The organism is Peribacillus sp. TH27 (assembly GCF_016650915.1).
Lineage (GTDB): Bacteria > Bacillota > Bacilli > Bacillales > DSM-1321 > Peribacillus > Peribacillus butanolivorans.
The window spans coordinates 3,034,894-3,048,428 of record NZ_JAEKEV010000002.1 but is presented as its reverse complement, the minus strand read 5'-3'; the positions used below and the strand labels follow the sequence as shown (position 1 = coordinate 3,048,428).

Annotated in this window: 2 protein-coding genes, 9 tRNA genes and 6 rRNA genes; all 17 read left to right on the top strand. The window is 48.6% G+C overall.

Annotated features, from left to right (window positions below):
- Positions 1-136 precede the first annotated feature (136 nt).
- The 17 genes from lysS (at position 137) to JFU24_RS15930 (ending at position 13,531) form a co-directional block, all read left to right on the top strand.
- Positions 137-1,636 (top strand): lysine--tRNA ligase, encoded by a 1,500-nt coding sequence (gene lysS, locus JFU24_RS16010; RefSeq protein WP_277950976.1) that lies wholly within the window; start codon positions 137-139, stop codon positions 1,634-1,636.
- Between the two features lie 426 nt (positions 1,637-2,062).
- Positions 2,063-3,615: ribosomal RNA gene (locus tag JFU24_RS16005) — 16S ribosomal RNA — on the top strand.
- A gap of 174 nt (positions 3,616-3,789) precedes the next feature.
- Positions 3,790-6,724: ribosomal RNA gene (locus JFU24_RS16000) — 23S ribosomal RNA — on the top strand.
- Between the two features lie 61 nt (positions 6,725-6,785).
- Positions 6,786-6,901: ribosomal RNA gene (gene rrf / locus JFU24_RS15995) — 5S ribosomal RNA — on the top strand.
- 10 nt (positions 6,902-6,911) lie between these two features.
- Positions 6,912-6,987 (top strand) — tRNA-Val (locus JFU24_RS15990).
- 11 nt (positions 6,988-6,998) lie between these two features.
- Positions 6,999-7,074 (top strand) — tRNA-Thr (locus tag JFU24_RS15985).
- A 42-nt stretch (positions 7,075-7,116) separates the two neighbouring features.
- Positions 7,117-7,192: transfer RNA gene (locus JFU24_RS15980), tRNA-Lys, on the top strand.
- A 9-nt stretch (positions 7,193-7,201) separates the two neighbouring features.
- Positions 7,202-7,283, top strand: a tRNA-Leu gene (locus JFU24_RS15975).
- 5 nt (positions 7,284-7,288) lie between these two features.
- Positions 7,289-7,363 (top strand) — tRNA-Gly (locus JFU24_RS15970).
- Between the two features lie 12 nt (positions 7,364-7,375).
- Positions 7,376-7,464 (top strand) — tRNA-Leu (locus tag JFU24_RS15965).
- 9 nt (positions 7,465-7,473) lie between these two features.
- A tRNA-Arg gene (locus JFU24_RS15960) sits at positions 7,474-7,550 on the top strand.
- 8 nt (positions 7,551-7,558) lie between these two features.
- Positions 7,559-7,635: transfer RNA gene (locus JFU24_RS15955), tRNA-Pro, on the top strand.
- Between the two features lie 9 nt (positions 7,636-7,644).
- Positions 7,645-7,720: transfer RNA gene (locus JFU24_RS15950), tRNA-Ala, on the top strand.
- A gap of 161 nt (positions 7,721-7,881) precedes the next feature.
- Positions 7,882-9,435, top strand: a 16S ribosomal RNA gene (locus tag JFU24_RS15945).
- A 174-nt stretch (positions 9,436-9,609) separates the two neighbouring features.
- Positions 9,610-12,543, top strand: a 23S ribosomal RNA gene (locus JFU24_RS15940).
- Positions 12,544-12,604: 61 nt separating this feature from the next.
- Positions 12,605-12,720, top strand: a 5S ribosomal RNA gene (rrf, locus tag JFU24_RS15935).
- Together the 16S, 23S and 5S rRNA genes with 9 tRNA genes alongside form the textbook arrangement of a ribosomal RNA operon.
- A 349-nt stretch (positions 12,721-13,069) precedes the next feature.
- Positions 13,070-13,531 carry a CtsR family transcriptional regulator gene (locus tag JFU24_RS15930; RefSeq protein ID WP_053349092.1) on the top strand — a complete coding sequence of 154 codons (462 nt, stop codon included), beginning with the start codon at positions 13,070-13,072 and terminating at the stop codon, positions 13,529-13,531.
- Positions 13,532-13,535 lie beyond the last annotated feature (4 nt).

Here is a 13,535-nt window from a genome sequence, read left to right as displayed (position 1 = left end):
GTAATCCTGGCAGTTTTTATATGTACATAAACAAGATTTTAAGATAAAAAGCTGTTGAATTCCTTTACTTTATGTAAGAATAAATACGTATGCAAAAGAAATCCTCAATAATTATATAAGTTTTTTATTAATAGAGATGGAGATGATTTTCGTGAGTCATGAAGAATTAAATGACCAACTGCAGGTAAGACGCGATAAAATGCAGGCCATGATTGATAATGGACAAGACCCTTTTGGGAGCAGATTCGAACGTACCCATAACGCCCAGGAGATTGTAAGCGCATATGGTGAATTAGAGAAAGAAGAACTAGAGGAAAAAGAGATCGAGGTTACGATTGCAGGTCGTGTAATGACTAAACGTGGGAAAGGGAAAGCAGGATTTGCTCATATTCAGGATATCAGCGGTCAAATCCAAATCTACGTTCGTTTAGATAAAATTGGTGAAGATTCATACAAGTTATTCAACCAAACGGATCTTGGCGATATCGTAGGGATCACTGGTGTTATCTTTAAAACAAAAGTTGGGGAACTTTCTATTAAAGCTAATGACTTTGTGTTCCTTGCCAAAGCGCTTCGCCCGCTACCTGATAAGTTTCATGGTCTGAAGGATGTCGAAGAACGTTATCGGAAACGTTATGTGGATTTAATTACAAATGAGGAAAGCAAAAACACCTTAATCATGCGCAGTCGAATTGTTCAGGCTATGAGACGTTATTTAGACGATCATGGATATCTGGAAGTGGAAACGCCGCTATTACACTCTGTTGCAGGTGGAGCTGCTGCGCGCCCTTTCCTTACTCATCATAATGCGCTTGATATGCCATTGAACTTGAGGATTGCTATTGAACTTCATCTAAAACGCCTGATTGTCGGTGGGTTAGAGAAAGTTTATGAAATCGGCCGTGTATTCAGAAATGAAGGTGTATCTACAAGACATAATCCAGAATTCACTCTAATTGAATTATATGAGGCCTATGCGGATTATAAGGATATTATGAGTCTGACAGAAAACCTGGTTGCTCATATTGCTCAAGAAGTTCTGGGTACAACAACCATTCAATATGGAGAATATGAGATAGAATTAAAACCAGAATGGAAACGACTTCACATGGTTGACGCTGTAAAAGAATACACAGGTGTAGACTTCTGGACTCACATGAGTAAGGAAGAGGCACAGCAGCTTGCTAAAGACAATGGCATTGAAGTGAAGGAATCCATGGAGTTTGGCCATATTGTAAATGAATTCTTTGAACAGAAGGTAGAAGACAAATTAATTCAACCTACGTTCATTTATGGACATCCGGTAGAAATTTCTCCATTAGCTAAGAAAAATCCGGAAGATTCCCGTTTTACTGATCGTTTTGAACTATTCATTGTGGGTAGAGAGCATGCAAATGCTTTCACGGAACTTAATGATCCTATTGATCAACGTCAACGCTTTGAAGCTCAATTAAAAGAGCGTGAGCAAGGTAATGATGAAGCTCATGAAATGGATGAGGATTTCTTGGAAGCCTTAGAATACGGCATGCCACCAACTGGTGGATTGGGAATTGGTGTTGACAGACTAGTTATGCTATTAACCAATTCACCTTCAATCCGTGATGTCCTGTTATTCCCGTTAATGAGACATCGCTAATAATATATGAAGAGTAAAAAAGGAAACCGAGTTGGGCCTGAGGATCCATAGAGCATAGCTCTTGGTCCTCGGGCAGTCCAGTTCGGTTTTTGTTTTTTAATAATAATTTAACAGGCTGTTTATTGATTGAATTCTAAGGCATGAAAGAAAAACAATATTATCTCAAAAAAACTTTATAAAAGGTATTGCGCAGTTAACCTAATGATGTTATATTTATATCTGTTGTTACGAACGAGTTTCAAATGGATTACAAACTTTTAAAAAAAGTTTTAAAAAGTTGTTGACTCGAAGTAATGAAATGTGTTATTATAAATAAGCTGTTCCGAAAGACATTGCTCTTTGAAAACTGAACAAAACAAAGCGCCAACGTTAATTTTTAAAAGTGAGCACACACTATCAAAAAGCAAAATGAGCAAGTCAAACATTTCTTCGGAGAGTTTGATCCTGGCTCAGGACGAACGCTGGCGGCGTGCCTAATACATGCAAGTCGAGCGAATCGATGGGAGCTTGCTCCCTGAGATTAGCGGCGGACGGGTGAGTAACACGTGGGCAACCTGCCTATAAGACTGGGATAACTTCGGGAAACCGGAGCTAATACCGGATACGTTCTTTTCTCGCATGAGAGAAGATGGAAAGACGGTTTCGGCTGTCACTTATAGATGGGCCCGCGGCGCATTAGCTAGTTGGTGAGGTAATGGCTCACCAAGGCGACGATGCGTAGCCGACCTGAGAGGGTGATCGGCCACACTGGGACTGAGACACGGCCCAGACTCCTACGGGAGGCAGCAGTAGGGAATCTTCCGCAATGGACGAAAGTCTGACGGAGCAACGCCGCGTGAACGAAGAAGGCCTTCGGGTCGTAAAGTTCTGTTGTTAGGGAAGAACAAGTACCAGAGTAACTGCTGGTACCTTGACGGTACCTAACCAGAAAGCCACGGCTAACTACGTGCCAGCGACCGCGGTAATACGTAGGTGGCAAGCGTTGTCCGGAATTATTGGGCGTAAAGCGCGCGCAGGTGGTTCCTTAAGTCTGATGTGAAAGCCCACGGCTCAACCGTGGAGGGTCATTGGAAACTGGGGAACTTGAGTGCAGAAGAGGAAAGTGGAATTCCAAGTGTAGCGGTGAAATGCGTAGAGATTTGGAGGAACACCAGTGGCGAAGGCGACTTTCTGGTCTGTAACTGACACTGAGGCGCGAAAGCGTGGGGAGCAAACAGGATTAGATACCCTGGTAGTCCACGCCGTAAACGATGAGTGCTAAGTGTTAGAGGGTTTCCGCCCTTTAGTGCTCGCAGCCTAACGCATTAAGCACTCCGCCTGGGGAGTACGGCCGCAAGGCTGAAACTCAAAGGAATTGACGGGGGCCCGCACAAGCGGTGGAGCATGTGGTTTAATTCGAAGCAACGCGAAGAACCTTACCAGGTCTTGACATCCTCTGACAACCCTAGAGATAGGGCGTTCCCCTTCGGGGGACAGAGTGACAGGTGGTGCATGGTTGTCGTCAGCTCGTGTCGTGAGATGTTGGGTTAAGTCCCGCAACGAGCGCAACCCTTGATCTTAGTTGCCAGCATTCAGTTGGGCACTCTAAGGTGACTGCCGGTGACAAACCGGAGGAAGGTGGGGATGACGTCAAATCATCATGCCCCTTATGACCTGGGCTACACACGTGCTACAATGGATGGTACAAAGGGCTGCAAACCTGCGAAGGTAAGCGAATCCCATAAAGCCATTCTCAGTTCGGATTGTAGGCTGCAACTCGCCTACATGAAGCCGGAATCGCTAGTAATCGCGGATCAGCATGCCGCGGTGAATACGTTCCCGGGCCTTGTACACACCGCCCGTCACACCACGAGAGTTTGTAACACCCGAAGTCGGTGAGGTAACCTTTATGGAGCCAGCCGCCTAAGGTGGGACAGATGATTGGGGTGAAGTCGTAACAAGGTAGCCGTATCGGAAGGTGCGGCTGGATCACCTCCTTTCTAAGGATAAATACGAGAGCGCTTTTGTTTTGTTCAGTTTTGAATGAGTAATTCATTCAGATTCGAAAGATCTCATCACGTTGTGATGAAGTTTTTTCTTCTTTGTTCCTTGAAAACTAGATAATAGATAGAAGGCAATTAATTTTTTCAAAGCATCAGTAAGATCTTTTTAACGGTTAAGTTAGAAAGGGCGCACGGTGGATGCCTTGGCACTAGGAGCCGATGAAGGACGGGACTAACACCGATATGCTTCGGGGAGCTGTAAGTAAGCTTTGATCCGGAGATTTCCGAATGGGGAAACCCACTGTTCGTAATGGAACAGTATCTTTACCTGAATACATAGGGTACTGAAGGCAGACCCGGGGAACTGAAACATCTAAGTACCCGGAGGAAGAGAAAGCAAATGCGATTTCCTGAGTAGCGGCGAGCGAAACGGAATTAGCCCAAACCAAGAGGCTTGCCTCTTGGGGTTGTAGGACACTCAACATGGAGTTACAAAGGAACGGGGTAAATGAAGTGATCTGGAAAGGTCCGTCAAAGAAGGTAAAAACCCTGTAGTTGAAACTTCGTTCCCTCCTGAGTGGATCCTGAGTACGGCGGGACACGAGAAATCCCGTCGGAAGCAGGGAGGACCATCTCCCAAGGCTAAATACTACCTAGTGACCGATAGTGAACCAGTACCGTGAGGGAAAGGTGAAAAGCACCCCGGAAGGGGAGTGAAATAGATCCTGAAACCGTGTGCCTACAAGTAGTCAAAGCCCGTTAATGGGTAATGGCGTGCCTTTTGTAGAATGAACCGGCGAGTTACGATTTCATGCGAGGTTAAGTTGATAAGACGGAGCCGCGACTGAAAGCGAGTCTGAATAGGGCGAATGAGTATGAGGTCGTAGACCCGAAACCAGGTGATCTACCCATGTCCAGGGTGAAGTTCAGGTAACACTGAATGGAGGCCCGAACCCACGCACGTTGAAAAGTGCGGGGATGAGGTGTGGGTAGCGGAGAAATTCCAATCGAACCTGGAGATAGCTGGTTCTCTCCGAAATAGCTTTAGGGCTAGCCTCAAGATGAGAGTATTGGAGGTAGAGCACTGATTGGACTAGGGGCCCCCAACGGGTTACCGAATTCAGTCAAACTCCGAATGCCAAATACTTATTCTTGGGAGTCAGACTGCGAGTGATAAGATCCGTAGTCGAAAGGGAAACAGCCCAGACCACCAGCTAAGGTCCCAAAGTATACGTTAAGTGGAAAAGGATGTGGAGTTGCTTAGACAACCAGGATGTTGGCTCAGAAGCAGCCATCATTTAAAGAGTGCGTAATAGCTCACTGGTCGAGTGACTCCGCGCCGAAAATGTACCGGGGCTAAACGTATCACCGAAGCTGTGGATTGACACCGTATGGTGTCGATGGTAGGAGAGCGTTCTAAGGGCGTTGAAGTCAGACCGGAAGGACTGGTGGAGCGCTTAGAAGTGAGAATGCCGGTATGAGTAGCGAAAGAAGGGTGAGAATCCCTTCCACCGAATGCCTAAGGTTTCCTGAGGAAGGCTCGTCCGCTCAGGGTTAGTCGGGACCTAAGCCGAGGCCGAAAGGCGTAGGCGATGGACAACAGGTTGATATTCCTGTACCACCTATACATCGTTTGAACGATGGGGGGACGCAGAAGGATAGGGTAAGCGCGCTGTTGGATATGCGCGTCCAAGCAGTTAGGCCGGAAACGAGGCAAATCCCGTTTCCATTAAGGCGGAGCTGTGATGGCGAGGGAAATATAGTACCGAAGTTCCTGATTCCACGCCGCCAAGAAAAGCCTCTAGTGAGATGTAAGGTGCCCGTACCGCAAACCGACACAGGTAGGCGAGGAGAGAATCCTAAGGTGTGCGAGAGAACTCTCGTTAAGGAACTCGGCAAAATGACCCCGTAACTTCGGGAGAAGGGGTGCTTTTTAGGGTGAATAGCCCGGAAAAGCCGCAGTGAATAGGCCCAGGCGACTGTTTAGCAAAAACACAGGTCTCTGCGAAGCCGCAAGGCGAAGTATAGGGGCTGACACCTGCCCGGTGCTGGAAGGTTAAGGGGAGAGGTTAGCGCAAGCGAAGCTTTGAACCGAAGCCCCAGTAAACGGCGGCCGTAACTATAACGGTCCTAAGGTAGCGAAATTCCTTGTCGGGTAAGTTCCGACCCGCACGAAAGGTGTAACGATCTGGGCACTGTCTCAACGAGAGACTCGGTGAAATTATAGTACCTGTGAAGATGCAGGTTACCCGCGACAGGACGGAAAGACCCCGTGGAGCTTTACTGCGACCTCGATATTGAATTTTGGTACAGCTTGTACAGGATAGGTAGGAGCCTGAGAAGCCGGAGCGCTAGCTTCGGTGGAGGCGTTGGTGGGATACTACCCTGGCTGTATTGAAATTCTAACCCGCGCCCCTTATCGGGGTGGGAGACAGTGTCAGGTGGGCAGTTTGACTGGGGCGGTCGCCTCCTAAAGAGTAACGGAGGCGCCCAAAGGTTCCCTCAGAATGGTTGGAAATCATTCGTAGAGTGTAAAGGCACAAGGGAGCTTGACTGCGAGACCTACAAGTCGAGCAGGGACGAAAGTCGGGCTTAGTGATCCGGTGGTTCCGCATGGAAGGGCCATCGCTCAACGGATAAAAGCTACCCCGGGGATAACAGGCTTATCTCCCCCAAGAGTCCACATCGACGGGGAGGTTTGGCACCTCGATGTCGGCTCATCGCATCCTGGGGCTGTAGTCGGTCCCAAGGGTTGGGCTGTTCGCCCATTAAAGCGGTACGCGAGCTGGGTTCAGAACGTCGTGAGACAGTTCGGTCCCTATCCGTCGCGGGCGCAGGAAATTTGAGAGGAGCTGTCCTTAGTACGAGAGGACCGGGATGGACGCACCGCTGGTGTACCAGTTGTCTTGCCAAAGGCATAGCTGGGTAGCTACGTGCGGACGGGATAAGTGCTGAAAGCATCTAAGCATGAAGCCCCCCTCGAGATGAGATTTCCCATAGCGCAAGCTAGTAAGATCCCTGAAAGATGATCAGGTTGATAGGTCAGAGGTGGAAGCGTGGCGACATGTGGAGCTGACTGATACTAATAGATCGAGGACTTAACCACGCTTTAAAAAATGAAATACCTTCTTATTATCTAGTTTTGAAGGAACAACGTTCCTTTATTGTTTGGTGGCGATAGCGAAGAGGTCACACCCGTTCCCATTCCGAACACGGCAGTTAAGCTCTTCAGCGCCGATGGTAGTTGGGGGTTTCCCCCTGTGAGAGTAGGACGCCGCCAAGCAGTTTCATATGGAGGATTAGCTCAGCTGGGAGAGCATCTGCCTTACAAGCAGAGGGTCGGCGGTTCGATCCCGTCATCCTCCACCATTTTTACACCTGCCGGTGTAGCTCAACTGGTAGAGCAACTGACTTGTAATCAGTAGGTTGGGGGTTCAAGTCCTCTTGCCGGCACCATTTTCATACAAGCTTAATATAGCATTTATAAATAGTTTCTATGAGCCATTAGCTCAGTTGGTAGAGCATCTGACTTTTAATCAGAGGGTCGAAGGTTCGAATCCTTCATGGCTCACCATTTTATTATGCGGGTGTGGCGGAATTGGCAGACGCACCAGACTTAGGATCTGGCGCCGCAAGGCGTGGGGGTTCAAGTCCCTTCACCCGCATGTTTGCGGAAGTAGTTCAGTGGTAGAATACAACCTTGCCAAGGTTGGGGTCGCGGGTTCGAATCCCGTCTTCCGCTCCACTATTTATTTATGCCGGGGTGGCGGAACTGGCAGACGCACAGGACTTAAAATCCTGCGGTAGGTGACTACCGTACCGGTTCGATTCCGGTCCTCGGCACCATCTTAATATGCGCCCGTAGCTCAATTGGATAGAGCATCTGACTACGAATCAGAAGGTTGTAGGTTCGACTCCCGCCGGGCGCACCATGTTTTTTCGGGAAGTAGCTCAGCTTGGTAGAGCACTTGGTTTGGGACCAAGGGGTCGCAGGTTCGAATCCTGTCTTCCCGACCATTGATTTTTGGGGCCTTAGCTCAGCTGGGAGAGCGCCTGCCTTGCACGCAGGAGGTCAGCGGTTCGATCCCGCTAGGCTCCACCAAAAAAAACTTGACAAGCTAAACAAGCTTTGATATGATGTAAAAGTTGATTCTTTAAAGGAATCAAATATTGCTCTTTGAAAACTGAACAAAACAAAGCGCCAACGTTAAATTTTAAGTGAGCACACACTATCAAAAAAGCAAAATGAGCAAGTCAAACATTTCTTCGGAGAGTTTGATCCTGGCTCAGGACGAACGCTGGCGGCGTGCCTAATACATGCAAGTCGAGCGAATCGATGGGAGCTTGCTCCCTGAGATTAGCGGCGGACGGGTGAGTAACACGTGGGCAACCTGCCTATAAGACTGGGATAACTTCGGGAAACCGGAGCTAATACCGGATACGTTCTTTTCTCGCATGAGAGAAGATGGAAAGACGGCCTCTAGCTGTCACTTATAGATGGGCCCGCGGCGCATTAGCTAGTTGGTGAGGTAATGGCTCACCAAGGCGACGATGCGTAGCCGACCTGAGAGGGTGATCGGCCACACTGGGACTGAGACACGGCCCAGACTCCTACGGGAGGCGACAGTAGGGAATCTTCCGCAATGGACGAAAGTCTGACGGAGCAACGCCGCGTGAACGAAGAAGGCCTTCGGGTCGTAAAGTTCTGTTGTTAGGGAAGAACAAGTACCAGAGTAACTGCTGGTACCTTGACGGTACCTAACCAGAAAGCCACGGCTAACTACGTGCCAGCAGACTCGCGGTAATACGTAGGTGGCAAGCGTTGTCCGGAATTATTGGGCGTAAAGCGCGCGCAGGTGGTTCCTTAAGTCTGATGTGAAAGCCCACGGCTCAACCGTGGAGGGTCATTGGAAACTGGGGAACTTGAGTGCAGAAGAGGAAAGTGGAATTCCAAGTGTAGCGGTGAAATGCGTAGAGATTTGGAGGAACACCAGTGGCGAAGGCGACTTTCTGGTCTGTAACTGACACTGAGGCGCGAAAGCGTGGGGAGCAAACAGGATTAGATACCCTGGTAGTCCACGCCGTAAACGATGAGTGCTAAGTGTTAGAGGGTTTCCGCCCTTTAGTGCTGCAGCTAACGCATTAAGCACTCCGCCTGGGGAGTACGGCCGCAAGGCTGAAACTCAAAGGAATTGACGGGGGCCCGCACAAGCGGTGGAGCATGTGGTTTAATTCGAAGCAACGCGAAGAACCTTACCAGGTCTTGACATCCTCTGACAACCCTAGAGATAGGGCGTTCCCCTTCGGGGGACAGAGTGACAGGTGGTGCATGGTTGTCGTCAGCTCGTGTCGTGAGATGTTGGGTTAAGTCCCGCAACGAGCGCAACCCTTGATCTTAGTTGCCAGCATTCAGTTGGGCACTCTAAGGTGACTGCCGGTGACAAACCGGAGGAAGGTGGGGATGACGTCAAATCATCATGCCCCTTATGACCTGGGCTACACACGTGCTACAATGGATGGTACAAAGGGCTGCAAACCTGCGAAGGTAAGCGAATCCCATAAAGCCATTCTCAGTTCGGATTGTAGGCTGCAACTCGCCTACATGAAGCCGGAATCGCTAGTAATCGCGGATCAGCATGCCGCGGTGAATACGTTCCCGGGCCTTGTACACACCGCCCGTCACACCACGAGAGTTTGTAACACCCGAAGTCGGTGAGGTAACCTTTATGGAGCCAGCCGCCTAAGGTGGGACAGATGATTGGGGTGAAGTCGTAACAAGGTAGCCGTATCGGAAGGTGCGGCTGGATCACCTCCTTTCTAAGGATAAATACGAGAGCGCTTTTGTTTTGTTCAGTTTTGAATGAGTAATTCATTCAGATACGAAAGATCTCATCACGTTGTGATGAAGTTTTTTCTTCTTTGTTCCTTGAAAACTAGATAATAGATAGAAGGCAATTAATTTTTTCAAAGCATCAGTAAGATCTTTTTAACGGTTAAGTTAGAAAGGGCGCACGGTGGATGCCTTGGCACTAGGAGCCGATGAAGGACGGGACTAACACCGATATGCTTCGGGGAGCTGTAAGTAAGCTTTGATCCGGAGATTTCCGAATGGGGAAACCCACTGTTCGTAATGGAACAGTATCTTTACCTGAATACATAGGGTACTGAAGGCAGACCCGGGGAACTGAAACATCTAAGTACCCGGAGGAAGAGAAAGCAAATGCGATTTCCTGAGTAGCGGCGAGCGAAACGGAATTAGCCCAAACCAAGAGGCTTGCCTCTTGGGGTTGTAGGACACTCAACATGGAGTTACAAAGGAACGGGGTAAATGAAGTGATCTGGAAAGGTCCGTCAAAGAAGGTAAAAACCCTGTAGTTGAAACTTCGTTCCCTCCTGAGTGGATCCTGAGTACGGCGGGACACGAGAAATCCCGTCGGAAGCAGGGAGGACCATCTCCCAAGGCTAAATACTACCTAGTGACCGATAGTGAACCAGTACCGTGAGGGAAAGGTGAAAAGCACCCCGGAAGGGGAGTGAAATAGATCCTGAAACCGTGTGCCTACAAGTAGTCAAAGCCCGTTAATGGGTAATGGCGTGCCTTTTGTAGAATGAACCGGCGAGTTACGATTTCATGCGAGGTTAAGTTGATAAGACGGAGCCGCGACTGAAAGCGAGTCTGAATAGGGCGAATGAGTATGAGGTCGTAGACCCGAAACCAGGTGATCTACCCATGTCCAGGGTGAAGTTCAGGTAACACTGAATGGAGGCCCGAACCCACGCACGTTGAAAAGTGCGGGGATGAGGTGTGGGTAGCGGAGAAATTCCAATCGAACCTGGAGATAGCTGGTTCTCTCCGAAATAGCTTTAGGGCTAGCCTCAAGATGAGAGTATTGGAGGTAGAGCACTGATTGGACTAGGGGCCCCCAACGGGTTACCGAATTCAGTCAAACTCCGAATGCCAAATACTTATTCTTGGGAGTCAGACTGCGAGTGATAAGATCCGTAGTCGAAAGGGAAACAGCCCAGACCACCAGCTAAGGTCCCAAAGTATACGTTAAGTGGAAAAGGATGTGGAGTTGCTTAGACAACCAGGATGTTGGCTCAGAAGCAGCCATCATTTAAAGAGTGCGTAATAGCTCACTGGTCGAGTGACTCCGCGCCGAAAATGTACCGGGGCTAAACGTATCACCGAAGCTGTGGATTGACACCGTATGGTGTCGATGGTAGGAGAGCGTTCTAAGGGCGTTGAAGTCAGACCGGAAGGACTGGTGGAGCGCTTAGAAGTGAGAATGCCGGTATGAGTAGCGAAAGAAGGGTGAGAATCCCTTCCACCGAATGCCTAAGGTTTCCTGAGGAAGGCTCGTCCGCTCAGGGTTAGTCGGGACCTAAGCCGAGGCCGAAAGGCGTAGGCGATGGACAACAGGTTGATATTCCTGTACCACCTATACATCGTTTGAACGATGGGGGGACGCAGAAGGATAGGGTAAGCGCGCTGTTGGATATGCGCGTCCAAGCAGTTAGGCCGGAAACGAGGCAAATCCCGTTTCCATTAAGGCGGAGCTGTGATGGCGAGGGAAATATAGTACCGAAGTTCCTGATTCCACGCTGCCAAGAAAAGCCTCTAGTGAGATGTAAGGTGCCCGTACCGCAAACCGACACAGGTAGGCGAGGAGAGAATCCTAAGGTGTGCGAGAGAACTCTCGTTAAGGAACTCGGCAAAATGACCCCGTAACTTCGGGAGAAGGGGTGCTTTTTAGGGTGAATAGCCCGGAAAAGCCGCAGTGAATAGGCCCAGGCGACTGTTTAGCAAAAACACAGGTCTCTGCGAAGCCGCAAGGCGAAGTATAGGGGCTGACACCTGCCCGGTGCTGGAAGGTTAAGGGGAGAGGTTAGCGCAAGCGAAGCTTTGAACCGAAGCCCCAGTAAACGGCGGCCGTAACTATAACGGTCCTAAGGTAGCGAAATTCCTTGTCGGGTAAGTTCCGACCCGCACGAAAGGTGTAACGATCTGGGCACTGTCTCAACGAGAGACTCGGTGAAATTATAGTACCTGTGAAGATGCAGGTTACCCGCGACAGGACGGAAAGACCCCGTGGAGCTTTACTGCAGCCTGATATTGAATTTTGGTACAGCTTGTACAGGATAGGTAGGAGCCTGAGAAGCCGGAGCGCTAGCTTCGGTGGAGGCGTTGGTGGGATACTACCCTGGCTGTATTGAAATTCTAACCCGCGCCCCTTATCGGGGTGGGAGACAGTGTCAGGTGGGCAGTTTGACTGGGGCGGTCGCCTCCTAAAGAGTAACGGAGGCGCCCAAAGGTTCCCTCAGAATGGTTGGAAATCATTCGTAGAGTGTAAAGGCACAAGGGAGCTTGACTGCGAGACCTACAAGTCGAGCAGGGACGAAAGTCGGGCTTAGTGATCCGGTGGTTCCGCATGGAAGGGCCATCGCTCAACGGATAAAAGCTACCCCGGGGATAACAGGCTTATCTCCCCCAAGAGTCCACATCGACGGGGAGGTTTGGCACCTCGATGTCGGCTCATCGCATCCTGGGGCTGTAGTCGGTCCCAAGGGTTGGGCTGTTCGCCCATTAAAGCGGTACGCGAGCTGGGTTCAGAACGTCGTGAGACAGTTCGGTCCCTATCCGTCGCGGGCGCAGGAAATTTGAGAGGAGCTGTCCTTAGTACGAGAGGACCGGGATGGACGCACCGCTGGTGTACCAGTTGTCTTGCCAAAGGCATAGCTGGGTAGCTACGTGCGGACGGGATAAGTGCTGAAAGCATCTAAGCATGAAGCCCCCCTCGAGATGAGATTTCCCATAGCGCAAGCTAGTAAGATCCCTGAAAGATGATCAGGTTGATAGGTCAGAGGTGGAAGCGTGGCGACATGTGGAGCTGACTGATACTAATAGATCGAGGACTTAACCACGCTTTAAAAAATGAAATACCTTCTTATTATCTAGTTTTGAAGGAACAACGTTCCTTTATTGTTTGGTGGCGATAGCGAAGAGGTCACACCCGTTCCCATTCCGAACACGGCAGTTAAGCTCTTCAGCGCCGATGGTAGTTGGGGGTTTCCCCCTGTGAGAGTAGGACGCCGCCAAGCCATTCAAAAAGATCAGCCATCCTTGGCTGGTCTTTTTTCTTTTACAAATAGATAGCGATTTAAAGATCAGCAAAGATGTTGGTCTTCTTTGTATTTGACCAGGTGTTTGGATTCGGCAGGAGAATTAATACACGTAATAGAATATTCTATTATAAAATAGGTTTTGTGTTTAACTGTTTAGGGTATTTAAGTAAGATATTTAAATTTTAGTGTGCATTAGGGTATGTAAGTACATATAATTTGGAGAAAATGGATAATACATTTAAATGAGTGCATTTAAGTTGCAAAATGCATTTTTCCTTGTATAATAATAGTCAAATATAGTCAAAGTCAGATTGGAGGAGGCTGAGTGAGAAACATATCTGATATTATCGAAACTTATTTGAAACAAGTACTAGAAATAAGTCAGAAAGATATCTTAGAAATTAAAAGAAGTGAAATAGCAGATAAATTTCAGTGTGTTCCTTCTCAAATCAATTACGTAATTAATACCAGGTTTACAATCGAAAGAGGTTATGTTGTAGAGAGTAAGCGTGGAGGCGGCGGTTATATACGGATCATGAAAGTGAAATCGCAGGATTACGTGCATCTTATTAACCAATTATTGTCCCTTATTGGTTCTAGGGTAACTCAATCGATGGCTGAAGGTGTTATTTCTCGGCTTATGAGTGAAGAAGTTATAAATGAAAGAGAAGCCAAGATCATGATGAGCGTCATTGATAGATCGGTGATTTATATAGATTTACCCGACCGAGATGAGCTTAGGGCAAGGATTTTAACTGCGATGCTTACAACTTTAAAATATAAATAAAACT

What these genes read in the sequence shown, in the direction of transcription:
- lysS (WP_277950976.1), top strand. Translation starts at nt 137, where the DNA reads ATGGAGATGATTTTCGTGAGTCATGAAGAATTAAATGACCAACTGCAG.